The organism is Nocardia abscessus NBRC 100374 (assembly GCF_000308455.1).
Classification (GTDB): Bacteria; Actinomycetota; Actinomycetes; order Mycobacteriales; family Mycobacteriaceae; genus Nocardia; species Nocardia abscessus.
In genome coordinates this window covers 1-24,559 of sequence record NZ_BAFP01000097.1, presented here as the reverse complement: position 1 = coordinate 24,559, position 24,559 = coordinate 1, and the positions used below count along the sequence as shown (strand labels likewise).

At 70.4% G+C, this 24,559-nt stretch carries 25 protein-coding genes; 13 read left to right on the top strand and 12 right to left on the bottom strand.

Annotation, left to right across the window (positions count from 1 at the left end; genetic code table 11):
* Positions 1-23: 23 nt before the first annotated feature.
* Positions 24-515, bottom strand: coding sequence for a DUF3093 domain-containing protein (locus ON19_RS19210; RefSeq protein ID WP_043694461.1), 492 nt, complete (start codon positions 513-515; stop codon positions 24-26).
* Positions 516-588: 73 nt separating this feature from the next.
* Here ON19_RS19210 and dut point away from each other — a divergent pair, with 73 nt between their 5' ends.
* Together dut and ON19_RS19200 are read left to right on the top strand one after the other, a co-directional pair.
* Positions 589-1,089, top strand: coding sequence for a dUTP diphosphatase (gene dut / locus ON19_RS19205; protein ID WP_043694459.1), 501 nt, complete (start codon positions 589-591; stop codon positions 1,087-1,089).
* A 5-nt stretch (positions 1,090-1,094) separates the two neighbouring features.
* Complete coding sequence (locus ON19_RS19200) at positions 1,095-1,964, top strand: DUF3710 domain-containing protein (RefSeq protein WP_043694456.1); 870 nt, start codon at positions 1,095-1,097, stop codon at positions 1,962-1,964.
* An 11-nt stretch (positions 1,965-1,975) separates the two neighbouring features.
* Here the strand turns inward: ON19_RS19200 and ON19_RS19195 are convergent, their stop codons facing one another.
* Positions 1,976-2,671, bottom strand: coding sequence for an alpha/beta fold hydrolase (locus tag ON19_RS19195; RefSeq protein WP_043694455.1), 696 nt, complete (start codon positions 2,669-2,671; stop codon positions 1,976-1,978).
* A 132-nt stretch (positions 2,672-2,803) separates the two neighbouring features.
* On the opposite strand from ON19_RS19195, the gene ON19_RS19190 reads away from it, so the two are divergent.
* From ON19_RS19190 to ON19_RS19180, 3 genes are all read left to right on the top strand, one after another.
* Complete coding sequence (locus tag ON19_RS19190) at positions 2,804-3,181, top strand: OB-fold nucleic acid binding domain-containing protein (RefSeq protein WP_043694454.1); 378 nt, start codon at positions 2,804-2,806, stop codon at positions 3,179-3,181.
* A 3-nt stretch (positions 3,182-3,184) separates the two neighbouring features.
* Positions 3,185-3,877, top strand: coding sequence for a DUF3159 domain-containing protein (locus ON19_RS19185; protein WP_083899476.1), 693 nt, complete (start codon positions 3,185-3,187; stop codon positions 3,875-3,877).
* A gap of 166 nt (positions 3,878-4,043) precedes the next feature.
* A complete protein-coding gene (locus ON19_RS19180; RefSeq protein WP_174377706.1) occupies positions 4,044-4,670 on the top strand; it encodes a sigma-70 family RNA polymerase sigma factor in 627 nt (208 codons plus the stop codon).
* 50 nt (positions 4,671-4,720) lie between these two features.
* Here the strand turns inward: ON19_RS19180 and ON19_RS19175 are convergent, their stop codons facing one another.
* Together ON19_RS19175 and ON19_RS19170 are read right to left on the bottom strand one after the other, a co-directional pair.
* Positions 4,721-5,392: a potassium channel family protein gene (locus tag ON19_RS19175; protein ID WP_043694450.1), complete on the bottom strand. Its 672-nt coding sequence runs from the start codon at positions 5,390-5,392 to the stop codon at positions 4,721-4,723.
* 2 nt (positions 5,393-5,394) lie between these two features.
* Positions 5,395-6,060 (bottom strand): potassium channel family protein, encoded by a 666-nt coding sequence (locus ON19_RS19170; protein WP_043694447.1) that lies wholly within the window; start codon positions 6,058-6,060, stop codon positions 5,395-5,397.
* 161 nt (positions 6,061-6,221) lie between these two features.
* Here ON19_RS19170 and ON19_RS19165 point away from each other — a divergent pair, with 161 nt between their 5' ends.
* Together ON19_RS19165 and ON19_RS19160 are read left to right on the top strand one after the other, a co-directional pair.
* Entirely contained in the window at positions 6,222-8,210 is a 1,989-nt protein-coding gene (locus tag ON19_RS19165; protein WP_043694444.1) for an APC family permease, read from the top strand.
* A 19-nt stretch (positions 8,211-8,229) separates the two neighbouring features.
* Complete coding sequence (locus ON19_RS19160; RefSeq protein ID WP_043694442.1) at positions 8,230-9,675, top strand: class I SAM-dependent RNA methyltransferase; 1,446 nt, start codon at positions 8,230-8,232, stop codon at positions 9,673-9,675.
* A 4-nt stretch (positions 9,676-9,679) separates the two neighbouring features.
* Here ON19_RS19160 and ON19_RS19155 read toward each other — a convergent pair whose 3' ends face one another.
* Positions 9,680-10,483, bottom strand: coding sequence for an enoyl-CoA hydratase (locus ON19_RS19155; RefSeq protein ID WP_043694440.1), 804 nt, complete (start codon positions 10,481-10,483; stop codon positions 9,680-9,682).
* Between the two features lie 90 nt (positions 10,484-10,573).
* Between ON19_RS19155 and ON19_RS19150 the strand changes: the two genes are divergently transcribed.
* Entirely contained in the window at positions 10,574-10,873 is a 300-nt protein-coding gene (locus ON19_RS19150) for a DUF1330 domain-containing protein (RefSeq protein ID WP_043694438.1), read from the top strand.
* 89 nt (positions 10,874-10,962) lie between these two features.
* Positions 10,963-11,259: a VOC family protein gene (locus ON19_RS19145; protein WP_227954682.1), complete on the top strand. Its 297-nt coding sequence runs from the start codon at positions 10,963-10,965 to the stop codon at positions 11,257-11,259.
* A 53-nt stretch (positions 11,260-11,312) separates the two neighbouring features.
* On the opposite strand, the gene ON19_RS19140 is transcribed toward ON19_RS19145, so the two are convergent.
* Complete coding sequence (locus ON19_RS19140) at positions 11,313-11,987, bottom strand: SIMPL domain-containing protein (RefSeq protein ID WP_043694492.1); 675 nt, start codon at positions 11,985-11,987, stop codon at positions 11,313-11,315.
* 664 nt (positions 11,988-12,651) lie between these two features.
* Here ON19_RS19140 and dxs point away from each other — a divergent pair.
* Positions 12,652-14,550 (top strand): 1-deoxy-D-xylulose-5-phosphate synthase, encoded by a 1,899-nt coding sequence (dxs, locus tag ON19_RS19135; protein WP_043694436.1) that lies wholly within the window; start codon positions 12,652-12,654, stop codon positions 14,548-14,550.
* A gap of 28 nt (positions 14,551-14,578) precedes the next feature.
* Here dxs and ON19_RS19130 read toward each other — a convergent pair whose 3' ends face one another.
* Both ON19_RS19130 and ON19_RS19125 read right to left on the bottom strand, forming a co-directional pair.
* A complete protein-coding gene (locus ON19_RS19130; protein WP_043694433.1) occupies positions 14,579-15,817 on the bottom strand; it encodes an HRDC domain-containing protein in 1,239 nt (412 codons plus the stop codon).
* A gap of 126 nt (positions 15,818-15,943) precedes the next feature.
* Complete coding sequence (locus ON19_RS19125) at positions 15,944-16,582, bottom strand: DUF3000 domain-containing protein (RefSeq protein WP_083899475.1); 639 nt, start codon at positions 16,580-16,582, stop codon at positions 15,944-15,946.
* A 132-nt stretch (positions 16,583-16,714) separates the two neighbouring features.
* Here ON19_RS19125 and hemE point away from each other — a divergent pair, with 132 nt between their 5' ends.
* The 3 genes from hemE to hemQ all read left to right on the top strand — a co-directional run bounded on the left by hemE (position 16,715) and on the right by hemQ (position 20,352).
* Positions 16,715-17,770 carry a uroporphyrinogen decarboxylase gene (gene hemE, locus ON19_RS19120; protein WP_043694430.1) on the top strand — a complete coding sequence of 352 codons (1,056 nt, stop codon included), beginning with the start codon at positions 16,715-16,717 and terminating at the stop codon, positions 17,768-17,770.
* A gap of 314 nt (positions 17,771-18,084) precedes the next feature.
* Positions 18,085-19,446 carry a protoporphyrinogen oxidase gene (locus ON19_RS19115; protein ID WP_043694429.1) on the top strand — a complete coding sequence of 454 codons (1,362 nt, stop codon included), beginning with the start codon at positions 18,085-18,087 and terminating at the stop codon, positions 19,444-19,446.
* Positions 19,447-19,656: 210 nt separating this feature from the next.
* On the top strand, positions 19,657-20,352 hold the full coding sequence (gene hemQ / locus ON19_RS19110) for a hydrogen peroxide-dependent heme synthase (RefSeq protein WP_043694486.1): 696 nt from the start codon (positions 19,657-19,659) through the stop codon (positions 20,350-20,352).
* Positions 20,353-20,632: 280 nt separating this feature from the next.
* Here hemQ and msrB read toward each other — a convergent pair whose 3' ends face one another.
* From msrB to ON19_RS19090, 4 genes are all read right to left on the bottom strand, one after another.
* Entirely contained in the window at positions 20,633-21,076 is a 444-nt protein-coding gene (gene msrB / locus ON19_RS19105) for a peptide-methionine (R)-S-oxide reductase MsrB (RefSeq protein WP_086006667.1), read from the bottom strand.
* Complete coding sequence (locus tag ON19_RS19100) at positions 21,073-22,416, bottom strand: glycosyltransferase family 87 protein (RefSeq protein ID WP_255218400.1); 1,344 nt, start codon at positions 22,414-22,416, stop codon at positions 21,073-21,075. Before ON19_RS19100 ends, msrB begins: the two co-directional genes overlap by 4 nt.
* Positions 22,417-22,499: 83 nt before the next feature.
* Positions 22,500-24,056, bottom strand: coding sequence for an alpha/beta hydrolase (locus ON19_RS19095; RefSeq protein ID WP_043694428.1), 1,557 nt, complete (start codon positions 24,054-24,056; stop codon positions 22,500-22,502).
* Positions 24,057-24,087: 31 nt separating this feature from the next.
* A partial coding sequence (locus tag ON19_RS19090) for a dihydrofolate reductase family protein (protein WP_043694425.1) occupies positions 24,088-24,559 on the bottom strand: 472 nt, incomplete at its 5' end.

Below are 24,559 nucleotides of genomic sequence, written 5' to 3'. Positions count from 1 at the left end.
TCTCGACGAGATCGAAGACAGTGTCAGCCCGCGCTCGGAACACCGAGCGCGGCAAGGACCCGTTCGGGCCGCCGCGTACTGACCAGCCAGTACGGCGTCGGATCGTCGGGGTCGTCGAGCACGAGCAAGACCATCGGCCCGATCCAGGGGCGATGCTGGACATAGGCGGCGGGGTCGAGCTGGCGGCCCAGCGCCGCGCTTTTCGCGGTGGGGGCGACAGCGGCCGCACGGGCCACGAAATTCACCGGCAGATGTGCGCGATCGGCGCGCAGCTCCGGTGTGCCGTTCGCGTCCGGCGCCACTTCGACGCGGTGGCGGCTCAGCCACAGCAGCACCCAGACCGGCACCGGGAACAACAGCGCATAGGGCAGCCACGCGCGTAGCCCGGGTGCGCCCATATGGATCTCCGCCGCGAGCAACCCGGTGACGGCGAAGGCCACCGGCCACCACCACAGCGGCACCCACAGGCGCTCGCGGTACAGGTGCGCTGGCTGCTTTTTCGAGTCCGTGGTCATGGGATTGGGCTGGTCCGACACGAGTCAACACTAAGTCACGAGGGCGAACAGCCTACGCGTAGGCTCGTCCAACGTGAGCGCACTTTCACCCATACCCTTGCTGCGGCTGGACCCCGGCATCCCCGTGCCCACGCGCGCCCATGCGGGCGACGCGGGCGTGGACCTGTGCACCACGCAAGACGTCATCCTGGAGCCGGGGGAGCGGGCGCTGGTCCGCACCGGTGTCGCCGTGGCCCTGCCGGTCGGCACGGTCGGCCTGATCCATCCGCGCTCGGGTCTGGCGGCCAAGACCGGACTATCGGTGGTGAACACGCCGGGGACGGTCGACGCGGGGTACCGGGGCGAGATCAAGGTGTGCCTGATCAACCACGACCCGCGCACGCCGATCGAGCTGCGGCGCGGCGATCGGATCGCGCAACTGCTGGTGCAGCGAGTGGAACTGGTGGATTTCGTGGAGGTCGACTCGCTCGACGAGACCACCCGGGGTGCGGGGGGCTACGGCTCCAGCGGCGGCCACGCGAGCCTGACCGAGCAGACGAACGGGGCGGGCCGGGCGACCGGCAAGGAGGCATGACGGGAATGTTCGGAAAGAGAAAGAATTCCAGCCGGGCCGCGGACGACCGGTACGACGACGCGGACGACTACGCCGACTACGAGCCCGAGTACGCGGCGGAGTACGACGACGAGTTCTACGACGACGCGCCCACCGACGAGCGCTCGTACGAGGGCGTGGACTTGACCGCCGACCGGCCGCAGGGCAAGCCGGGCCCGTACGACTACGACGAGGTCGCCGAACTGCTGGAGACGGTGTCCGAACAGCGGCTCGACCTCGGATCGGTGCTGTTGCCGGTCCCGCCCGGCGGCCAGTTGCAGGTCGAGATGACCCCGGAGGGCCAGCCGCAGGCGGTGCATTTGGCCACCGAGCACGGCCGGATCACCGTGGCGGCCTACGCCGCGCCCAAGACTTCGGGTCAATGGCGTCTGGTCGCCGCGGACCTCGCCGACTCGCTGCGCAAGGACGGCGCCAGGGTCTCGATCGAGAACGGGCCGTGGGGCCGGGAGTTACTGGCGCTGACCGAGGGCGCGGATCTGCGTTTCATCGGTGTGGACGGCTATCGCTGGATGGTGCGTCTGGTCGCAGCGGGCCCCTCGGGCGCGGCGAACGACGGCAGCCCGCTGGTCAAGGCGGCGCGCGCCATCCTGAGCGAGACGGTGGTACGGCGTGGCGAGGATCCGCTGCCGGTGCGGGAGCCGCTGCCCGTGGTGCTGCCGCAGCAGTTGTCCGAGCAGTTGGCCGCGGCGCATCAGCAGCAGGTGGAGGCTCAGCAGCAGGCGATGGCCGCGCAGGTCGCGGCGCAGACCGGTGCGCAGCCGGTGGTGCCGCGGATACCGCAGGGCCCGCGGCGCGGTGCGGACGGGTCGGCCATGCAGCAACTCGGCCTGAACTGAGCGAGAAGAACTCACCGGAAGGCGCCGAGCCCCGCGCGTCCCAGGATCGCGGGGTCGGCGCCGAGTTCGTCCAGGGTGACCCGGTGCAGCCGCGAGCGCGGGGCCAGCGCTGCCCACTCTTCGGCCACCGTCACCGGATGGACCGGGTCGTCGACCGCGGTCACGACCACGATCGGCAGCTCGAAGGTGGCCAGGCGCTCGGCGTCCGGCCACTTGTAGTCGGCGGCTTCGTCCAGCGCCCGCGGCAGGTCCGGCCACTGCGCGCGCCAGGACTGGGTCAGCGCGTCCGCCAGCCACCGCGGGCTGCTCGCCCGCATCCGGTCGATCACCGCCGCCAGACCGTCGGCGCGCAGCTGCGCCGCGGTGGCCGCCGCGCTGAGTGCCGCCGGGCAGGCGGCGGTGTCGGATCCGGTCCAGGCGGGCAGCGCGGCCACGACCCCGACGACGTCGTCCGGGTGCTCGGCCGCCCACTCCAGTGCGATCGCGGCGCCGAGCGAGATGCCCGCCGCCAGCACCGGGCCCGCCTGCGCCGCCGCCGCCAGCGCGGCCCGGCAGCTCGCGACCACGCTGCGCGGATCCGGTTCCACGGCGACGAAATCCAGGCCGCGCGCGGCGCTCGCGGGCCCGAAAGCGCGCCTGGCGAAATCGGCGTCGGATCCGGTGCCGGGCAGCGCCACGACGCGAGCCGGATGTGGGGAGTCGAACATCGGTCCGAGCGTAGCGGGGGTGGCCCGACCCATCTACAGTGGCGGTGTACGGCCTCAGCAGGTCGTGCGGATCGGATCCCCCACGATGGTGTGCGACCCACGCCATCTGCTCTATGCAGGAGAGCGTGCACAATGTCATCCGCAGCCTCAGGATATTTCCGACGTCTGGGCCGCAAACTGACCGAAGACATCGATCAGCTCGACGCCGAAGAGCTGGCCGAGACATCCGAGGCCTCAGGAGCGTGTCGCGCGTCGGAGTGTCGGCGCGGTGACGAGGCCACGATGCTCGGTAGGCTTCGGAGTGTCGAGGCGTGTCCCAAGTCGGCCGGTGCCAGCGTCCAGGCCGAGTTCTTCGACGGCACGGACGCGATTACGCTGGTCTGGATCGGGCGCAGGCGCATTCCCGGCATCGAGCCGGGGCGGCGCATCCTGGTCCGTGGCCGGGTGGGCGACCGTGACGGCCGCAAAGTGATCTTCAACCCCTACTACGAATTGCGCGGGAACAGCTGACGTATGCCATTGAGCGACGACAACGCAGGATCCGACGACCGCACCGGGCTGGACCGGCCCGACCGTGACGAGGATCGTGCCGAGCAGACCCTCCTCGAACAACTCGGCGGCTTCAGCGGCCTGATCTACTCGACTCTCCCCGTTGTCGTGTTCGTTCCCGTGAACAGCGTCGCCGGCCTGACCGCCGCGATCTGGTCGGCTCTCGGGGTGGCCGCCGCCATCCTGATCTGGCGGCTGGTGCGGCGCGATCCCATCCAGCCCGCCATCTCGGGCTTCTTCGGCGTCGGCATCTGCGCCTTCATCGCCTACCGGATGGGCGAGGCGAAGGGTTTCTTCCTCTTCGGCATCTACACCAGCCTCGTCTACGCCGCGGTGTTCCTCGGGTCCATCCTGTTGCGTCGGCCGTTGGTCGGCGTCATCTGGGGCGTGCTGAACGGCCACGGCTCGGACTGGCGGTCCGATCCGCGCGTGGTGCGCCTCTACGATCTGGCCACCACCACGTGGATCGTGGTGTTCGGCGCCCGCTATCTGGTGCAGTCGCAGCTCTATGACACCGACCGGACCGGCTGGCTCGCGTTCACCCGCATCGCGATGGGCTGGCCGCTGACCGCGGTGGCGCTGGGCGTCACCGTCTGGGCGGTGCGCCGGGCCGGTCACCTGCCCACCAAGTCGATGGCCGCGACCGGGCCGGCCTGAGCCGTTAACCCTCCGCCGGCACCCGGCGAAAACCACAGGGGTGGGAGGAGTCCCACCGCCGAGGTGGGTGCTTCCCCACCCTGGGGTGCCTGGTTACCGCCCCGAGTTCATCAGACGATCTATGCGTACCGAAAACACGCACTGATCGGCAAGAAAGGACTCGGACGTGGCTACCGAGCACAACACAGCGGCACTGCGCAAGAATCACAACCCCGTTCTCTCCGAGAGCAGGCGGGTATCGGCCGAACTGGACAAGCTGATCGGTCCGGCGGCCGCGGGCGACCGCCGGGCGGTCACCGAGATCATCCGGATCGTGCACCCGCTGGTGCGGCGCTACTGCGGTGCGCGCCTGGGCAACACGGCCCATCTGCAGGTCACCGCCGACGACGTGGTGCAGGAGATCCTGCTGGCCACCGTCAACGCCATCCCGCGCTACCGCGACCAGGGCAAGTCGTTCCTGGCCTTCGTCTACGGCATCGCGGCCAACAAGGTCGCCGACGCGTTCCGCCGCTCGCAGCAGCACCCCGCCTACCCGATGGCCGACGTCCCGGACTACGCGTCCTCCGCCGCCGGGCCGGAGGAATGGGCATTGGCCTCCGAACGGCGCGCCGCCACAAAAGAACTCATGAAGGTGCTGGCGCCGGCGCACCGCGAGGTGCTGGTGATGCGCATCGTGCTGGGCTGGTCGGCGGCACAGACCGCGGAAGCCATCGGCACCAGTCCGGGCGTCGTCCGCGTGATGCAGCATCGCGCGCTGAACAAGCTGCGCGCGGAGCTGAAACTGGCCGCGTAGTCCTCGGGTGGTGCTGCGCCGAGGACGCGCGTCCGGCCGTGTACGGGGAGTTACGGTCTGATGCCGTGATTGGCGAGTTCCACCCGGAGGTCTTCCTCGGCCTCCACCGAGGTCACGAACAGCAGCTCGTCGTCGCCTTCCAGCGCGTCGTCCGGCTGCGGCACGATCACCCGCCCGCCGCGCAGGATGGTCACCAAGGCGGCGTCGCGCGGCAGGGTCAGAGTGCGCACCGGTTTGCCCGCCAGCGCGGTGTCCGCGGGCAGCGTCATCTCCACCAGGTTCGCCTGACCCTGACGCAGCGTCATCAGGCGCACCAGATCTCCGACGGAAACCGCCTCCTCGACCAGGGAGGCGAGCAGCCGGGGTGTGGACACCGCGACGTCCACGCCCCAGGAGCCGTCGAAGAGCCATTCGTTGCGCGGGTCGTTCACCCGCGCCACCACCCGGCGCACGCCGAACTCGGTCTTGGCCAGCAGGCTGTGCACCAGGTTCGCCTTGTCGTCACCGGTGGCCGCGATGACCACCTCGTAGGTCTCCAGACCGGCCTGCTCCAGCAGCGCCAGTTCGCACGCGTCCGCGTGCACCCAGACCGCGTCCGGGATCGCGGCGGACTCGATGTGCTCGAGCTGACGCTCCAGCAGCATGACCCGGTGCCCGCCGCGCAGGAGTTCCCTCGCGATCGATCGGCCGACGGCGCCTGCTCCGGCGATGGCCACTTTCATGTTCAGTCCTCGCTCGCTGGGGGCTTCGCGGCCAGGGCGACGCTCTCGCCCACGGTGCCGGACGCGGCGGCCACATAGACGATGTCGTCGGCCTGGATGATGGTCTTGCGGTCGGGGAGCAGCGCCTGGCCGAACCGGATGATGAACGCCACCTTGGCCGCGACGGTTTGCTCCAGGTCGCGCACGGTGCGGCCATACCACTCTTCGTGCAGCGTCAGCTGCGTCACAGCAACCGTTCCGGTCGGGTCGCGCCATGTGGTGGTGCCGGTGTCGCCGATGAGCGCGCGCAGGAAGCGGTCGGTGGTCCACGGGACCGTCGCGATGGTCGGGATGCCGAGCCGCTCGTAGACGGCCGCGCGCTTGGCGTCGTAGATGCGGGCGACCACCCGCTCCACTCCGAACATCTCCCGGGCGACGCGTGCGGAGATGATGTTCGAGTTGTCGCCGGAGGAGACCGCCGCGAACGCGTCCGCCCGCTCGATTCCCGCCTTTATCAGCACATCTCGATCGAATCCGACGCCCGTCACCCGCTCACCCGGGAAATCCGATCCCAGGCGGAGGAAGGAACTGGAGTCCCGATCGATGACGGTGACTTCGTGACCCACGCGGACCAGGGCGTGGGCCAGCGACGAGCCGACGCGCCCGCACCCCATGATCACTACGTACACCGTGCAACCTCGTTCCTGGAACCATGGTGTTCGGTCTGCTCTGCTGTTCGGTCGAACGCTACCCGTCGAATGATTCCACCGGCCACGTTCCCCCTCCAGCCCGTGAGCAAACATGCGAGCCACGCGCGCGATCCACCGTGCGGGGGCCTATGCTCGCTCCAGTGTCCAAGTTGACGACGGCAGCGAAGCGAGTGCTGCTGGGCAGGCCTTTCCGTAGCGACTCGCTGGGCCACACGCTGCTGCCGAAGCGAATCGCGCTCCCGGTGTTCGCCTCCGATGCCATGTCGTCGGTCGCATACGCCCCCGAAGAGATCTTCCTCGTCCTGTCGGCGGCCGGGGTCGGGGCGTATCTCTACGCGCCGTGGGTCGGATTGGCGGTCGCCTTCGTCATGGCCGTGGTGGTGGCCAGCTACCGGCAGAACGTGCACGCGTACCCGTCCGGCGGCGGCGACTACGAGGTCGCCACCACCAACCTCGGACCGAACGCCGGCCTCACCGTCGGCAGCGCGCTGCTGGTCGACTACGTGCTCACCGTCGCGGTGTCGATCTCCTCGGCCGCGTCCAACATCGGCTCGGCCATCCCGTTCGTCGCCACACACAAGGTGCTGTTCGCGGTCGTGGCGATCGCGGTGCTCACCGCGATCAATCTGCGCGGCGTGCGGGAATCGGGCACCATGTTCGCCGTTCCGACCTACGCGTTCATCTTCGGCATGTTCCTGATGCTCGGCTGGGGCCTGTTCCGGATCTTCGGGCTCGGCGAGGAACTGCGCGCCGAATCGGCCGGCTTCGGGTTGGACGCCGAGCACGAGCACCTCTACGGTCTGGCGTTCGCCTTCCTCATCGCGCGCGCGTTCTCCTCCGGCTGCGCCGCGCTGACCGGTGTGGAGGCGATCAGCAACGGTGTGCCCGCCTTCCGCAAACCCAAGTCGCGCAACGCCGCCACCACCTTGCTGTTGCTGGGGACGATCGCGATCGTGCTGCTGATGGGCATCATCGTCCTCGCCCAGAAGATCGGCGTCGTGTACGCGCACAACGTCGACGATCTGACCGGCGCGCCGCCGGACTATCAGCAGAAGACGCTGATCGCCCAGCTCGCCGACTCCGTGTTCGCCGGGTTCCCGCTCGGGTTCTTCTTCATCACGACGGTGACCGCGCTGATCCTCGTGCTCGCCGCGAACACCGCGTTCAACGGGTTCCCCGTGCTCGGCTCGATCCTGGCGCAGGATCGCTACCTGCCGCGCCAGTTGCACACCAGAGGCGATCGGCTCGCGTTCAGCAACGGCATCCTGTTCCTGTCCGGCGCGGCCATCGCGTTCGTGGTGCTCTTCGGCGCCGAGGTGACCAAGCTGATCCAGCTGTACATCGTCGGTGTGTTCGTCTCGTTCGTGCTCAGCCAGACCGGCATGCTGCGGCACTGGACCCGTCTGTTGCGCACCGAGACCGACTCGGCGCAGCGGGCGCGGATGAAGCGGTCGCGGGTGATCAACGCGGTCGGTCTCACCGCGACCGGGGCAGTGCTGGTGATCGTGCTGATCACCAAGTTCTTCGCGGGCGCCTACATCGCCATCTTCACCATGGTCGCGATCTTCGTGGTCATGAAGCTGATTCGCCGACACTACGATTCGGTCGCGCGGGAGCTGGACGAGCACGAGTGGGACGGCGTGCTGCCCAGTCGTTCGCACTCCATCGTGCTGGTCTCCCGGCTGCACCTGCCGACCCGCCGCGCGCTGGCCTACGCGCGCGCCAGCCGCCCCGACACGCTGGAGGCGGTGACGGTGAACGTCGACGAGGCCGACACCAGGGCTCTGGTGCGGGAATGGGAGAACAGCGACATCACGGTGCCGCTCAAGGTGATCGAATCGCCCTACCGCGAGATCACCAAGCCGGTGCTCGATTACGTGAAGCGGGTGCGCAAGGACGCTCCGCGCGACGTGGTGACCGTGTTCATTCCCGAGTACGTGGTGGGCCACTGGTGGGAGCAGGTGCTGCACAACCAGAGCGCGCTGCGGTTGAAGGGCAGGCTGCTCTTCGAGCCCGGCGTGATGGTGACCAGCGTGCCGTGGCAGCTGAGCTCGTCCACGCGGGCGAAGACGCCCGGCGTGGTGAACGCTCCCGGCGCGGTGCGGCGCGGGTACGGGGACCGGACATGACGCCGACGGAGCATTCGGGATGAGCGATTGGCGGACAAGCACCTTCGAGGTGCGGCTCGGCCCGCCGGGGCACGGCGGCTTCTGCGTCGCACGGCACGAGGGACGAGTGGTGTTCGTCCGGCACGGGCTGCCCGGCGAACTGGTGCGGGTGCGGGTCACCGAGGATCGCGGCGGCTCGTTCTGCCGGGCCGACGCGGTCGAGGTACTCGAGGCTTCGCCGGACCGAGTGCCTGCCACGTGCCCGGTGTCCGGTCCCGGTGGCGCCGGGTGCTGTGATTTCTCGTTCGCCACGCCGGTGGCCCAGCGCGCGTTGAAGGCCACGGTGGTGGCCGAGCAGTTGCGGCGGCTGGCCGGCATCGAGCGGGAAGTGCTGGTGGAGACGATCGTGCCGGGGGATGCGATCGGCGGGTGGCGCACCCGGGTGCGGCTCGCGGTCGACGCGCACGGACGTGCCGGCGTGCACCGTTATCGCAGCACCGACGTGATCGCGGATCTCCGGTGCCCGCAACCGGTGGCGGGGGCGCTGGAGGGAGTCGCGGACCGGCAGTGGACGCCAGGGGCCGACCTGGTGATCGCCGTGGACGGTGACGGGATCCGGCACATCGTCGAGCTGGCGCCCGCCGTGCAGGCCGAGCCGGGCAGCCGCGGCGCGGATCGGCGCGGGCCCGGCGCGAGCGGGCGGCGATCCGAGCCGGGCGGCCGGGACCGGCGTGCCGGAAGCGGCCGCCGCGAACGGCCGCACAGCCGCGATCACCGCGGCGGCCGGCACGGCGACGGCGATCGGCGCGGTGCGGAATGGACCGCGGGGGAGTTCACCCGGCGTGACGAAAGGCGCGACGCCTCGGCGCGCCGTGCCGCGGCGCACGCGGCGCGCGACGAGTGGGTGTTCGAGGGCACCGGGCGCGCGGCCGAGTACGTGGCGGGCCGCCGGTGGGAAGTCGCGGCGACGGGCTTCTGGCAGGCACATCGCGGTGCGGCGCAACGCTATTCGGATCTGGTCGCGGAGTGGTCCGGCCTCGGGCCCGGCGGCCTGGCCTGGGACCTCTACAGCGGTGCGGGGGTCTTCGCGGCGCGCCTCGCCGAGCAGGCCGGGCGAACCGGTGCGGTGCTCGCGGTGGAATCCGCCCGATCCGCGGTGGCCGACGGCGCCGCCGCGCTGCGCGATCTGCCGTGGGTCCAGCTGCGTACCCAGCGGGTGGAGCGCTGGCTGCTCGAGCACCTCGGCGCGGCCACCCCCGACGTTGTCGTGCTCGACCCGCCGCGCGCGGGCGCGGGCAAGGAGGTGGTCGGTGCGGTCACCGCAGGCGGGCCGACCCGGATCATCCACGTCGGCTGCGATCCCGCCGCGTTCGCCCGCGACCTCGGCCTGTATCAGGCCGCGGGCTACCGGCTCGCCGATCTGCGCGCCTTCGACGCGTTCCCGGCGACGCACCACGTCGAATGCCTCGCTCTGCTGGAGCGATGAGCGATCAGTCCTCGTAGACCGGCGGTCGGCGGTCACGCCGGGCGCGGATCGCTTCGTCGAAATTGCCGGTGGTGAGGCGGACGTAGAGCTGGGCCATGCCCTCGTGCTGCATGTGCGATTCGAATCCGCCCGCCTCGATGCCGCTCCACAGCATGCGCTTGGTGAGCTCGGTGCCCACCCGGCTGAAGCCGATGATCCGTTCGGCCAGGTCGTAGCAGGTGTCCAGCAGCTCGGCCGCCGCGACCGTGCGGGAGACCAGGCCGATGCGTTCGGCTTCAGCCGCGTCCACGTCGCGACCGGACAGCATGATCTCGAATGCCCTGGACGCGCCGACGGCCCGCGGTAGCAGATAGCTGATGCCGAGTTCGGCCGAGGTGAGCCCGTTGTTGATGCCCGCCGCGCGGAAATACGCGTCCGCGGCGGCGATCCGGATATCGGTGCCGACGGCCAGGCAGAACCCGCCGCCGATGGCCGCGCCGTTGACCGCGGCGATCACCGGCTGGTGCATCCGCCGCAGCGTGAGCATCACGTCGTTGAGCAGATCCATCGAGCGTCGCGCGACGCTGGTGACGGTCAGCCCGTCGACGTTCGGCACCTTTCCCGCGCTGGTCAGGTCGGCGCCGGAGCAGAAGCCGGGTCCCGCGCCGGTGAGCACGACGACGCGGATGTCGTTGTCGGCGCGCACCTGCTCGAGCGCCTCGCGCAGCGGAATCATCACGTCGAACGCCATCGCGTTCATCCGTTCGGGCCGGTTGAGCGTCACCAGGGCGACGTGCGGCCGCGGTGTGTCGATGAGCACGAACGACATACGACCTCCGATCGGTGGCGACCTCAATATAGGCAGCCCTGCCCGCCGCTGCGGCGAATTCGCGGCGGGCGTCCAATTAGAGTCACTGACATGACCGTGTATGTAATTGCACAGCTGAAGTTCACCGATCGCGCCGCCTACGATCGCTACCAGGCACAATTCCTGGACATCTTCCTCCGGTACTCCGGCACGCTGCTGGCCGCCGACGAGTCCCCGCAGACCATCGAGGGCGTCACGGACCGCGAGAAGGTGGTCCTGATGTCCTTCCCCGACGAGCCGTCCTTCCGGGTTTGGTCCGAATCGCCGGAGTATCAAGAGATCTCGAAAGATCGTCATGCCGGAGCGGACACGGTCAGCCTGCTGGTGCGCGGACTCGGCCACGGGTCGTGAGGCGTCCGGCATGAAGGAGCGGTGATCCACCACGTCCAATTGTGTTGCCCCGCAGGCGCGGAGGACCGGCAGCGCGCTTCTGCACCGGCGTGCTCGGGTGGCCCGAGCTGCCGAAGCCGCCGCTGCTTGCCGCCCGTGGCGGGTGCTGGTTCCGCGTCCCCGGCCGGGGCGGCCCGGATGGCGAACTGCATATCGGCGTGGAAGCCGACTTCCGCCCGGCCACCAGGGCGCACCCGGCGTTCGTCGTGGACATCGACGGTGCCGCCGAAGCGGTCTCGGCCGCCGGGTACCCGGTCGTCTGGGCCGATCCGGCGGAGATTCCGGGGCGCCGACGGATCCACACGCACGACGCGGCGGGCAACCGGGTGGAATTCCTGGCCGACTGATACTCGGTGGACCGTCGTGCGGTCGCGGGGTGTCGTGCCGGGATGACCGGCCGTCAGTCCAACTGCCAGGTGATGCGGATGCCCGCGGAGATCTCGCTCTCGCCCAGTTCGACCGGGATGGCGGCGGCGCGGTAGGCCTCCATCGGAGCGGACATGGACTGCGCGCGCGGGACGGGCGGCGCGGAGGCGGTGTTCTCCGTGATCTCCAGGACCTTGCCGAGCGAGCGCTCCGCGCGTCGCGCGTACTGCTCGGCCTTGGCCATGGCGTTCTCCCACGCGGCGTCGCGGGCCCGGGTGAGCAAGGACTCCTGGTCGGCGAAGGTGAGGACGAGACCGCCGAGACGCACGTCGTCGCCGCCCGCATCGACGCAGTTGGCGATGACGGTACCCGGGGCGGGATCGGCATCCTCGCCGATATCGCGCAACGCGACCGTCAGCGATGTGGTGGCGAGGTATCCCGTGATGCGGTTGCCCTGGCCCTCGGTCCACACCGTCTCGGTCTGCACCGACAGTCCGCTGGTGGCGATGTCCGCGCCGTCGACGCCGTCGGATCGCAGTGACCGCGCCACCGCGGCCACGCGCGCACCGGCCTGGCTGTAGGCGAGCGCGACCTTGCTCGCCCGCGACTCGACGGAGATCGTCACCCGCATCAGGTCCGGAGTGGCCCGGGCGGTGCCGTACCCGTAGGTCGTGACGGTGCCCGCACGTGAATCGTTCTTCTTGCTCACCGGACGCTCCTCGTAGCTGTCGATCCGTATCGCACCATCGTGCCTGTTCACCCGCTGCCGCCGCGTGCCGCGATCCCGCTCGACTCGTCGACCCTGAGTGGATCGACCGCTGGGGCCTCCAGGCGCCCAGGACGCCGGGCGCGCGCGGCATGTCGCCGGTGGCGCGCTCGCGGTCGCCGGTGTGTGCCGCGGCGGCGTGGACCGCCTCGTGCGCGGTCGGCTCGCGCCGGTGCGGCCGAGGAGCAGCGCCGGACTTGCTCGGGGCGCGCGCAGTCGTGGCGGTCGGCGATCGGCGAGGCGGTGGTCGTCGCGCCCGGATTGATCTTTCGTAGCTTTCGCACTCGGCGGAGGCCGGGCAATCGGCGATCGAATCGGTTTGCCTGGCAGCGAGTTCGAATGACGCGGTTGTCCGGCGTTCCGGGACGGCCGCCTGGGCGCCGCCGGTCGACCTCGGCGGGCCTGCGCGCCACGCCGCCGGGTTCGACTGTCCGCGAGACCAGTTGCTCGGGCTGCGCCACCCTGTCACTCTAGGCCGGGTACCGTATGTCGAGGCTCACATTTCGACCCCATGTCGGTCGGTGTGACCGTTCTCGTGCGGGAGCGTCGGCCGCCGCTCCGTAGACTGATCTGGATCAGATGCGCTATCCGGAGGGAGCTAGTTCAGGTGGGAGTGCTTTCCCGGGTCGACACGCCCGACGAACTGCGCCGGCTGACCGTGCCGCAAGTGCGCGAGCTGGCGGAGGAGATCCGCGAGTTCCTGGTGCGCAAAGTCGCCGCGACCGGTGGGCACCTCGGCCCCAACCTAGGTGTGGTCGAGCTCACCATCGCGCTGCACCGGATCTTCGACTCGCCGGCCGACCCGTTGATCTTCGACACCGGGCACCAGGCCTACGTGCACAAGATCCTGACCGGCCGCAAGGACCAGTTCGACTCGCTGCGCAAGCAGGGCGGCCTGTCCGGCTACCCGAGCCGCGCCGAGAGCGCCCACGACTGGGTGGAGTCCTCGCATGCCTCGGCGGCGCTGTCCTACGCGGACGGTCTGGCGAAGGCGTTCGCGCTGAGCGGGCAGGACCGGCACGTGGTCGCGGTCGTCGGCGACGGCGCGCTCACCGGCGGCATGTGCTGGGAGGCGCTCAACAACATCGCCGCCGCCCCGGACCGCCCGGTGGTCGTCGTGGTCAACGACAACGGCCGCTCCTACGCGCCCACCATCGGCGGCCTGGCCGAGCGGCTCACGGCGCTGCGCACCCAGCCCGCCTACGAGCACGCGCTGGACGCGGGCAAGCGCATCTTGAAGAGCATCCCTCGGGTGGGCGAGTCGGCGTACTCGATGGTGCACGCGGTGAAGGCGGGCATCAAGGACGCGGTCAGCCCGCAGGAGCTGTTCAGCGACCTCGGTCTCAAGTACGTCGGGCCGGTGGACGGCCACGACGTGGTCGCCTTGGAGGCGGCGCTGCGCCGGGCCAAGGACTTCGGCGGTCCCGTCGTGGTGCACGCGGTGACGCAGAAGGGCCGCGGCTACGCGCCGGCCGAGAATCACGTCGCCGACCAGATGCACGCCTGCGACCCCATCGATCCGCTGACCGGCGTCCCCGTCGGCGGTCCGAAGGCGCGCGGCTGGACGTCGGTGTTCTCCGAGGAGCTGATCGCGCAGGCCGAGCGCCGCGCCGACATCGTCGCCATCACCGCGGCGATGCCGGGCCCGACCGGGCTGGCCGCCTTCGGGGAGCGTTTTCCCGACCGGATGTTCGACGTCGGCATCGCCGAACAGCACGCCATGGCCTCGGCGGCGGGGCTCGCGCTCGGCGGCATGCATCCGGTGGTGGCGATCTACTCGACGTTCCTCAACCGCGCTTTCGACCAGTTGCTGATGGACGTGGCGCTGCTGAAGCAACCGGTCACCGTGGTGCTGGACCGCGCGGGCGTCACCGGCTCCGACGGCGCCAGCCACAACGGCATGTGGGATCTGTCGATCCTCGGGATCATCCCCGGCATCCGGGTCGCCGCTCCGCGCGACGCCGCGACCCTGCGGGAGGAACTGGCCGAGGCGCTGGCCGTCAACGACGGGCCCACCGCGCTGCGTTTCCCGAAAGGCAGTGTCGCCGAGGACATCTCCGCGGTCGAACGGCTGGACGGCATCGATGTGCTGCGGATGGCCGAGCCGGAGGGCGGCTCGGTGCAGGCGGTGCACGGCGACGTCCTGCTCGTCGCGGTGGGATCGTTCGCGGCCGCGGCCCTGGAAGCTGCGAATCTGCTGGATTCCGAAGGCATTTCGGTCACCGTCATCGACCCGCGCTGGGTCCTGCCGGTCTCCGACACCCTGCTGAAGCTCGCGGAGAACTACCGGCTCGTCGTCACGCTCGAAGACGGCGGGCTGCACGGCGGCATCGGCTCGACGGTGTCGGCTCGCCTGCGCAATTCCGGGCTGGATGTCCCCACCCGTGATCTCGGTGTGCCGCAACAGTTCCTGGACCATGCCTCGCGCGGCGAGGTGCACACCGAACTCGGCCTCACCGCCCCCGACATCGCCCGGCGGATCAGCGGATGGCTGGCCGCCCGCTGACGCCGCGGCCGAACCGCCGGGCCGGGTACTAGTCCCCCGGCCGCAGCGCGACGGCCAGCCGCGGTACCGCGAGTTCCCGTTGCCAGGGCCGGGCGCCCCCCGACTTCAGGAACCCGTCGACCGCGGAGGGTTCGGTCACGTCGTAGTCGGGCAGCCCGTCCCAGCACAGGCGGCGGACCAGGTCCGGCGCGAGCAGATTCTCCACCGGAATCGAGTGCTCGGCCGACAGCGCGCCCATGGCGGCTCGTGCCCTGGTCAGGCGGGCCGCCGCGGCCGGGTCGCGACGCTCCCAGCGGTTGACCGGCGGCGGACCGTCGAACGGCTGGGTGAGCGGCGGCAGCTCGCTGTCCGGCAACGTGCGGCCGCGCTCGATCGCCGCGAGCCATTCGCGGGAGTACCGGCGCTGCCGCGGACCGCCGAACACCGGCAGCGTGCGCAGTTGCGCGATGGATTTCGGTTCCGAGGTCGCCGCGGCGATGATCGCGGCGTCGGGGAGGATGCGGGCGGGCGCCACGTCACGGGCGCGGGCCAGCGCGTCCCGGGTGGTCCACAGCTCGCGCACCACCGCAAGCTGCCTGGTGCGGCGCAGCGTGTGGATGCCCGAGGTGCGCCGCCAGCGCTCGGCCTTCGGCGCGGGCGGATCCAAGGTGCGAATGTGCTCGAATTCCTGTGCGGCCCAATCCGATTTACCCTGCGCGTCGAGAGCGGCGGCCACCGAATCGCGCAGTTCCAGTAACAACTCCACGTCCAGGGCGGCGTAATTCAGCCAGTCGGCGGGCAGTGGCCGGGTGGACCAGTCGGCTGCCCCGTGCCCCTTGCGCAGCGCACGGCCGAGCAGCCGCTCCACCATCGCGGCCAGACCGACGCGTTCGAAACCCGCCAGGCGCCCGCCCAATTCGGTGTCGAACAGCCGGGCCGGCCGCAAGCCGAGTTCGGCCAGACCGGGCAGGTCCTGGTCCGCGGAGTGCAGCACCCATTCGAGTCCGTTGATCGCCTCGGCCAGCGGGGCGAGGGCGTCGGTGACCGGAATGGGATCGATGAGGAACGTGCCCGCGCCCGCGCGGCGCAATTGGATCAGGTACGCGCGCGCCGAGTAGCGGAACCCGGAGGCGCGCTCGGCGTCCACGGCCAGCGGACCGGTGGCCGCGATCAGCCGGGCGGCGGCCGCGCTGATCTCGGCGGCGGTGTCCAGTACCGGTGGCACGCCCTCCACCGGCGCGAGCAGGGGCGTCGCGGCCGAGGCTTCGGATTCGTCTGGTACGGACATGGTGATGAACTTTACGTGCCGACTCCGCGGCGCCGCCGTCCTATCACCGCATAAGTGTGTCGGCGGATCGCCGCCGGGCCGGGCAACTGCTGTTCCGGCGCAGGTCACGTCATGCCAGGGACGTGCTCAGGGGTGATCGCCGGACATCCCGGGTGGTACGTGCAGCTGGGTCACCCCGGCAGGTGGCAGCCCCGCCGCGTAGGCAAGCACCTCGCAGAACGCCTCGAGGTGCGGGCGCAGGTCGGTGGTGACGGGCGTCCATGAGGCGCGTAGTTCCAGCTGGTGGGCGCGCGGTGGACCGGCGATATCCCCGTAGCGCACCGAGCTGGTCGAGGTCACCGTGCCGCCGAGCGCGGTGAACGGTTCGGTCCGCGACTCCAGGGCGTCCACCAGCCAGCTCCACGCCACCTCGGGCAGCAGGGGGTCGGTGGCGAGCGCGGCGTCGATGTCGGCCTGGATATAGGCGACCAGACGTAGGGTGCCGTGCCAGGTGTCGTCGCCGTCCGGGTCGTGCAGCAGGATCAGCCTGCCGAACGCGTCGCCTTCGGAATCAGCCGGTACCACAGGGGTTTCCGGATGTGCGACCTCCGCGCCGATGGCGTAGGAGTACGGTGCGAGTCGTTGCGGCGGCCGGATGGGCGCGAGCTCGATCCGAGGGTGCACGGTAGCGGTGCCCATCGCCTCGACCGCGGCGCGAAACTGAGCTGGCTCGCCATGAGGTCCTTCGGTCGGTGCGGCGCCGTCGCGGAAGTCGAGCGGTGTCACGAATGCTGACGGTAGACCTTGTGCACCCGGCGCAGTCGGAGGCGCGCCGCTACAGGCGATGCGGCGACTGTGCGGTCACCTCTGCCGCCTCCGCGTCCGCCCCTGCGGGCGGGCCCGCATACGATAGCCGTGATGAGCACTCATACCCGCCGCCGGTTGACCGATGCCCCGTTCCTGGCCGCCGCTACCGGCGCGGCGCCCAGCAGGCGTCCGGTGTGGTTCATGCGCCAGGCCGGACGCTCGCTGCCCGAATACCGCGAGGTGCGGGCGGGCATCGGGATGCTCGAGTCCTGCTTCGATCCGGAGTTGGTGTGCGAGATCACCCTGCAGCCGATCCGCAGGCACCGGGTCGACGCCGCAATCCTGTTCTCCGACATCGTCGTTCCGCTCAAAGCGGCCGGAATCGATCTGGACATCGTGCCGGGCGTGGGGCCGGTGGTCGCCGCGCCCGTGCGGACCGTCGACGACGTGCGCGCACTGCCCCGGTTGCGGCCCGAGGAGGTCGGGGCGGTCACCGACGGCGTGCGCCTGCTGCTGGACGCGCTGGGGGAGACGCCGCTGATCGGCTTCGCGGGCGCGCCGTTCACCCTCGCCTCCTACCTGGTCGAGGGCGGTCCGAGCAAGAACCACGAGCGCACCAAGGCGATGATGTACGCCGACCCGCAGACCTGGCACGCGCTGCTCGGCGTGCTCACCGACATCACGATCGCGTTCCTGCAGGCCCAGCTGGCGGCGGGCGTCGACGCGGTACAGCTGTTCGACTCCTGGGCCGGCGCGCTCTCGCTGGCCGACTATCGCAGCTTCGTGCTTCCGCATTCGGAGCGGGTGTTCGCCGAGATCGCCGACGCCGGCGTGCCGCGGATCCACTTCGGTGTGGGCACCGGCGAGCTGCTCGGCGCCATGGGTGAGGTGGGCGCCGACGTGGTCGGCGTCGACTGGCGGGTGCCGCTGACCGATGCCGTCCGCCGTGTCGGACCCGGAAAAGCGTTGCAGGGCAATCTCGATCCCGCCGTGCTGTTCGCCGGGCCCGCGGCGGTCGAGGCGCAGGCCAGGCGGATCGTGCGCGAAGCGGACGAGGCGATCACGCTCGGCGCGACCGGGCACATCTTCAACCTCGGCCACGGGGTGCTCCCGGACACCGATCCGGGCGTGCTGACCGCCTTGGTGGAGCTCGTCCACGAACTCTGAGTGCGAGAGACGCGGGACCAGGTTCGGGGCGGCGCAGCAGCTGGCGCGCCGACTGCTAGGCCTCGGCGCGCCGCTGCTCGGCACGTCGCAGAGGTCGAACGGCGGGTGAGCCGGCGTTCCGTCGGGCGTGGCCGGTGATCGGCGAGCACACAGTGTTGCCGAGGGGTGTCGATGCACCGAGCTGGGCACGTGCGCGAGTCGCGACCTCCGGACGATCGAAGGCCGAGCGAGTCCACGCCGGTCGTCGTGTGCCGCTGCTCATACGGCGCCGACCGTTCGATGTTCGTGTTCGCGGCACGCGATACGGTCGAGGCATGCGTATCGCGGTGGTCGGCGGCGGGATCAGTGGGCTGGTGGCCGCTTATCGGTTGCGGACGGCGCTCGGACCGGAAGCCGACGTGCTCGTGCTCGAGCGGGCCGAGCGGGTCGGCGGCATCCTCTATACCGGTGAATTGGCCGGGGAGCCACTGGATCTCGGTGCCGAGGCGTTCGTCGGGCGGCGGCCGGAAGTGCCCGCGCTGCTGCGTGAACTCGGCCTCGAGTCGCAGCTGGTGACCCCCGCCGGGCTGCGGCCGCTGGTGTGGTCGTCCGGATCGGCGCATCCGATGCCGGAAGGCACACTGATGGGTGTCCCGGCGAATGCCGAGTCGATGCGCGGGCTGGTCGACGACGCCACGCTGGCGCGGATCGCCGCCGAGCCCGGTCGGCCGCTGACCTGGGAGCCCGGTTCGGACGTCGACGTCTATCGCCTGGTCGCCGACCGGTTCGGCGCGCAGGTCGCCGAGCGCAGCGTGGATCCGCTGCTCGGCGGGGTGTACGCGGGCAGTTCCCGTTCCATCGGTGTCCGCGCCGCGCTGCCCACGCTGGCCGCGGCGCTGGACGATGGTGCGCCCAGCCTCACCGCCGCCGTCGGCGCCGCGTTGCCGCCGCCGTCGAACGCGCCGGTCTTCGGTGGAATCCGCGATGGCTACCGGGTGCTGCTCGAGGCACTCGCCGAGCGCTCCGGTGCGAGATTCGTCACCGCGACGCCGGGGACGCGCCTGGCCAGGGGGCTGCGTGGCTGGGTGGTCGACCCGATCGGCGCCGTCGACGCGGTAGTGCTCGCCACCCCGGCGCCGGTGACCGCACGGCTGCTGAAGGCCGTCGCCCCCGCCGCGGCGGCGGAACTGGCGGGCGTCGAACTGTCCTCGTCGGTCGTGGTCGCGCTCGCGCTGCCACGCGAGACCGCCTTGCCGCACAACTCCGGCATCCTGGTGGCCACCGGAGAACCGCTGCGAGCCAAAGCGTTCACCCTCTCCAGCCGCAAATGGACGCATCTCGCGCAGCGCGCGACAGCTCTCGTCCGAGTCTCCTTCGGCAAGTTCGGGGACGACTCTGTGCTGTCGTGGCCCGATTCCGAGCTCGTCACCGCAGCCACCGAGGACCTGGCCACCGTCACCGGAGTCGCCATCGAGCCGGTCGCGGCGCTCGTCCAGCGCTGGCCGGGCGGTCTCGCTCAGTACGCGCCCGGTCATCGCGCCCGTATCGCGGCCGTCGAAGCCGAGGTCGCGGCGCTCGACGGCCTGGCCGTGGCCGGTGCGTACCTGCACGGCGTCGGCGTACCCGCGTGCGTCGCCTCCGGTGCGGCCGCGGCGAGCCGTATCGTCGCGCGAGTCGGAGCGCACACCGCGCGCTGAGCTACTTCAGCCCTCGCTGCCCCTCCGAGTGCTGACGCCCGATGCGGCCAACGAGGGCGATCGCCCGATCCCCATGCCGATGATCGGCTCTGCCGCGAATTCCTGAAGTCGCGTGCGCTCAGCCGAGCGCCGCGACGTTCGAGGAGCGCTTGCCGATCTGGTGCCTGCCCGGCGGATCACGTGGCGCCGGGCGAGTGGCACGATGGTGCTATGGCGCGACTCGACTATGAGGCTCTCAACTCCACCATCCGCTACCTGATGTTCTCGGTCTTCCAGGTACAGCCCGGAGTGCTGGGCGAGGACCGGGACGCCGCGACGAAAGAGGCCAAGGCGTTCTTCGACGGTCTCGCCGACCGCGACGTCGTGGTGCGCGGCATCTACGACGTGGCGGGGATGCGCGCCGACGCCGATTTCATGATCTGGACGCACGCCGAACGCGTCGAGGACCTGCAGGCGGCCTACGCCGATTTCCGCCGCACCACCGAACTCGGCCGGGCCAGTGCGCCGGTCTGGAGCAACGCGGCGCTGCATCGTCCGGCCGAGTTCAACAAGAGCCACATCCCGGCGTTCCTGGCTGGTGAGGACCCGGGCGCCTACATCTGCGTGTACCCGTTCGTCCGGTCCTACGAGTGGTACCTGCTGCCCGACGAGGAGCGGCGCCGGATGCTGGCCGAACACGGCAAGGCCGCGCGTGGGTATCCGGACGTGCGCGCCAACACCGTCAGCTCGTTCGCGCTCGGTGACTACGAGTGGATCCTGGCCTTCGAGGCGCCCGAACTGCACCGCATCGTCGACTTGATGCGTGATCTGCGGGCCACCGATGCCCGGAAGCATGTGCGCGAAGAGATCCCGTTCTTCACCGGCCCCCGCGTCGAGATCGAGAAACTGATCGCCGCTCTGCCCTGATGCGCCGGCGGGGAATTCGTCTCCTCGCGCACGGTTGCCGGTCGGTAGGCCGACGGTAGCGGGCCCGCCGATTCCGGCGGGCATTCCGGCGCGGGAGATCGGCCTACCTGCTCGACTGCCGGGCCTGCCTGACGGGCATCCGCCTGGTCGGCGGCCGACGTGGTGAGCGTCGCGTGCCGCCGCACCAGGAAGGCCGGCCACCCCGATGCCGCTTGCCCAGAGTTTTCGGGGCATGCGCTGCGCGCTGGAACTCCGTACGCTGCCGGTGAGCGTCGGGTTGTTACTCCGCTGCGCTGTCCGAGGGGTGCAGCCGCAGGGCGATGGAGTTGATGCAGTAGCGCTTGTCGGTGGGCGTGTTGTACCCCTCGCCCTCGAACACGTGGCCGAGGTGGCTGTGGCAATTCGCGCACAGCACTTCGACCCGGTGCATACCGAGCGTGTCGTCCGACCGGAGAATCACCGCGTCGGACGCCGCCGGATCGAAGAAGGAGGGCCAGCCGCAGTGCGAGTCGAATTTCTCGGCGCTGCGGAACAGTTCGGCGCCGCAGGCCCGGCACATATACACGCCTTCGGATTTGGTGTCGGTGTATTCGCCGGTGAACGGCCGCTCGGTGGCAGCCTCGCGCAGCACCGCGTATTCCTCGGGGTCCAGCTTCGACCGCCATTCCTGCGGCGAAAGCTGGATGCGCGGCGCGGGCATGGAGGTCTCGGCTTCGAAACTCATGGCTCCACGCTAATACGATTCTGCTCCAGGGGTGCCGAACCGTTGTTTGGACGGGAGGTCTCCGTAGCGAGCGCGGGTTCGGTCGCCGGGGCGTGCGGTCGCGTCGCGTTGTCGCGGGAGTCCGGTGCGGACTTCATCCAGGCGGGGTCGAGCCCGAACGGCAGTCGGCCTTCCCGTCGCGCGGCCAGATAGCGCTCGCCCAATACGCAGAACACGACGATCAGCAGCAGCCCCCAGCCGAAGGTGATGCGCAGGTACTCCACGTTGCGCCCGATGTGCTGCCAGCGGTCCGACAGCCACTTGTCGTAGCTCATGAACCCGAAGATCGCCAGCCAGGCCGGCCAGTTGCGCAGCACCGAATTGCGCAGCACCACCGTCATCAGGAACGGGAACAGCATCATCGAGTAGTACATCTGCCCCAGCGAGCTGAGCAGGAACGAGGCCGTCAGCAGCACGCCGGAGGTGGTGCAGACGAAGAACAGTTCGTCCTCGCGGTAGTAGCGGTACAGCAGCCACAGCGAGATCAGCACGAGCACGCCGAGCACCACGCGCATGCCCCAGGTCAGCCACGGCGGCAGGCCGTAGTACTCGCCGTTGCCGACGATCGCGCTGTTGAAATAGTCGCGGGATTCGAAGATGTAGGGCGCGGTGCGCGTGAGGAACTTCTCCGGGTCCTTCGACAGCGGCCAGGCGATTGCCGTCAGCGCCAGCGGCACGCCGAGCGCGGTCACGAACACCTTCCATTGCCCGCGCACCAGCGCGATCAACAGCAAAGGGGCCAGCGTCGGTTTGACCGCGATACTCAGTCCGAGCGCGGCGCCCGCCCAGAGGTCCCGCCGTTTCAGCAGTAGGCGGATGAAGATCAGCTCCGCCAGCAGCACGCAGCCGTTGACGTTGGTGAACACCAGCGTGTTGATCACGGTCTCGGACGTGAACATCGCCAACAGCAGCGCGGGCGCGGCGACCGAATTCAGCGTGTACCGGAACAGCCGCAGCAGCAGGTACCACGCGACGAGGATCGCGATCGCGTTCAGGGCGATGAACAGCCAGCGTGACTTCTCGTAGTCGATGGCCGCGATCGGCGCGATCAGCAGGGTGCCGCTGGGCGGGTACAGGTAATGCGGGTCCACCGAGTCGAAGTTCGCGGTGTAGACGGGGCGCCCGTTCAGAAAGTCGAGCGACGCCTGGTAGACCGGCTTGTAATCGTCGGTGATGAAGCCGTTGACAGCCTTGATGAAGACCCGGTTCAGCACCGTCATGACCGCCAGCGGCCAGAGTGCGAACTTGATCACCTCGGCGGTGGTGCGAGCAGTGCGGGGCTCGAGCTGTCGAAGGAACACTGGGGCACGGTACACCGGATCGGTTACCGGTGGTTGCCGGGACCTGCCTGACGCACCGCTGCAGCGGCACCCCGGCGCCGGGCTCAGGCGGGGCAGGCGGTGCCGTCGGCGGGAAGTTTGCCGTCCTTCAGATAGTCGAGCACCGCCCGCTGCGCGCATGCGGAGTGCGTGGCCACCGGATGGCCGTAGCCCTGCCAGGACAGCGCCGCGGAACGAGCGCCCGCCGCACCGAGCGCGCCGGTCACCGACGACTGACCGGCGTTACCGACCACCGGATCGGCGACACCGCCGAGCACGAGCACCGGAATACCGAGCTTCTCCGGCAGCGGGGGTGCGGTCGACACCGGCCAGGCCGCGCACTCCATCAGCGCGATGGCCGCCGCTTTGCCGAAGACGGGGTACTTGCCCGTCCACGTGTTCGACAGTTCGGTGGCTTTGTCCGGCGTGGGCGGCAGCTGCGTGTCGGTGCACCGGTTGACGAACTGGCCGTCGTTCTCGGTGGCCGCGGCTTCGCGCGTGATCAGGTTGCTCAGCGGTCCGCGGTCGCCCCGTCCTGCCGCGGCGAGAGCGTCGGACAGTTCGGCGACCCGGTTGACCTGGTCGGCCCGCGGGCTGCCGAGGAAGCCCGACAACGCGGTGAGCAACGCGTTCGCTGAAATGTCGCCGAGTCCGCCGGTCCCGGCCCGGTTCACCAGATCGGTGACCGCGGCGCGTGGGTCGGCGCCGAGCGAGCAGCCGAGGCCGACGCAGCGCTGGGCGAACGCCGTCAGCGCCGCTTCGGCGCCCTGCACGGTCTGCTCGGCGCGGGTCACGGCGTCCGTACCGACCGGCTCGGGGGAGTCCAGCACCAACCGGGCGAGGTGGTCGCCGTATTTGCGGGCGTAGCTGAGCGCGACCTTCGCGCCGTTGCCCGTGCCGAGCAGCGTGATGTGCTCGACCTGCCACTGCCTGCGCAACTGCTCGATGTCGTCGGCGGCGTGCGGCGCGTCGAAGGTGCCCTCGTAGGGCTGCAGGAAGTCGCGGCAGGCGATGGTGCCGTCCTGGCTCAGTTTGACCATCCGCGCCACCGGGTCGCCCTCGCCGGGACCGGACTGGGCATTGTCGGCCAGGCCGCGGCGGATCTCCGATGGCAGGCAGTCGATCGGCTGTGAGGTGCCGATGCCGCGCCGGTCCACCGCGACGATCGGGCGTGCGGCCAGTAGCGCGGAGGCCGGGCCGGCGGCCAACCCGGCCAGGGTGGCCGACGACGAACGATCCGAACCGGAAGTGAGCACCAGCGGCGGCACGTCGGTGGGCGTCTGCGGCAGCCGGGCCCGCATCGCGCCGGCGCGGAAGTTGCCCAGCACGGCGCCGGTCGAGTCGATCGGGGTGGAGTACTCGGCGCAGTCGAGCACGAGCCCAGCCGGGGCAGGGCCGAGCCCGAGCTGGTCCAGGGTCGGCTGCGTGCACTCCCGCCAGCTGAGGTCGGTCCTGGGCAGTTCGGCGCTCGGCGGCGCGGCGGGCGCGGCGGAGGTCGTCCCGGTGCCCGCGACGGGCGGACGCTGCACCGCGACGCCGGGACGATCCGACGGTCCCGCGCCGCAACCGGCGGTCACGATCGAGAGAGTGGCGGCCAGCACGGCGGCCCGAGTCCAGCGCATTGCTACAGCCTGCCAGGTTCGGGCGCTTCTTTCATCGACGGGCCCACCGGGTGAGCATCGTGCCGTCATCGTCCAGCAGGACGTGCGCACGGGTCATGCGGATACGGAACTCGTGCGCGGACAGCGAGATTCGCCGCGCGGCGCCACCGACCAGCAGCGGCGCGGTGGTCAGGCAGAGCTCGTCCACCACGTCGGCCTCCAGCAGTTCGCCGAACAGATGCGGGCCGCCCTCGGTCAGCACGCGCAGCAGGCCGCGCTCGGCGAGCACGCGCAGCAGGCCGCTGGGTGTCACCACGATGTCACCCGCTTCGATCACCTCGGCGCCCGCGTCCGCCAGTCGCTGCTTGCGGTCGGCGGGCGCGGTGGCCGTCGTGATGATCAACGGCGGCACCTGGGTATCGGTGAGCAGGCGCGCGCCGGGTTCGATCGCCGCGCTCGCCGTGACCACCGCGATCGGTGGCGGTGCGCCGTCGGGATGTCCGCCGATGCCGCGCTCGTGGAAC

Excerpts from the sequence above, each read along its gene's own strand:
- ON19_RS19195 (WP_043694455.1), bottom strand. The coding sequence starts at position 2,671 with ATGTTCGACTCCCCACATCCGGCTCGCGTCGTGGCGCTGCCCGGCACC.
- ON19_RS19150 (WP_043694438.1), top strand. The coding sequence starts at position 10,574 with ATGACCGTGTATGTAATTGCACAGCTGAAGTTCACCGATCGCGCCGCC.
- ON19_RS19155 (WP_043694440.1), bottom strand. The coding sequence starts at position 10,483 with ATGTCGTTCGTGCTCATCGACACACCGCGGCCGCACGTCGCCCTGGTG.
- ON19_RS19210 (WP_043694461.1), bottom strand. The coding sequence starts at position 515 with ATGACCACGGACTCGAAAAAGCAGCCAGCGCACCTGTACCGCGAGCGC.
- ON19_RS19095 (WP_043694428.1), bottom strand. The coding sequence starts at position 24,056 with ATGCGCTGGACTCGGGCCGCCGTGCTGGCCGCCACTCTCTCGATCGTG.
- ON19_RS19190 (WP_043694454.1), top strand. The coding sequence starts at position 2,804 with ATGTCATCCGCAGCCTCAGGATATTTCCGACGTCTGGGCCGCAAACTG.
- ON19_RS19200 (WP_043694456.1), top strand. The coding sequence starts at position 1,095 with ATGTTCGGAAAGAGAAAGAATTCCAGCCGGGCCGCGGACGACCGGTAC.
- hemE (WP_043694430.1), top strand. The coding sequence starts at position 16,715 with ATGAGCACTCATACCCGCCGCCGGTTGACCGATGCCCCGTTCCTGGCC.
- ON19_RS19160 (WP_043694442.1), top strand. The coding sequence starts at position 8,230 with ATGAGCGATTGGCGGACAAGCACCTTCGAGGTGCGGCTCGGCCCGCCG.
- hemQ (WP_043694486.1), top strand. The coding sequence starts at position 19,657 with ATGGCGCGACTCGACTATGAGGCTCTCAACTCCACCATCCGCTACCTG.
- ON19_RS19185 (WP_083899476.1), top strand. The coding sequence starts at position 3,185 with ATGCCATTGAGCGACGACAACGCAGGATCCGACGACCGCACCGGGCTG.
- ON19_RS19175 (WP_043694450.1), bottom strand. The coding sequence starts at position 5,392 with ATGAAAGTGGCCATCGCCGGAGCAGGCGCCGTCGGCCGATCGATCGCG.
- ON19_RS19130 (WP_043694433.1), bottom strand. The coding sequence starts at position 15,817 with ATGTCCGTACCAGACGAATCCGAAGCCTCGGCCGCGACGCCCCTGCTC.
- ON19_RS19115 (WP_043694429.1), top strand. The coding sequence starts at position 18,085 with ATGCGTATCGCGGTGGTCGGCGGCGGGATCAGTGGGCTGGTGGCCGCT.
- msrB (WP_086006667.1), bottom strand. The coding sequence starts at position 21,076 with ATGAGTTTCGAAGCCGAGACCTCCATGCCCGCGCCGCGCATCCAGCTT.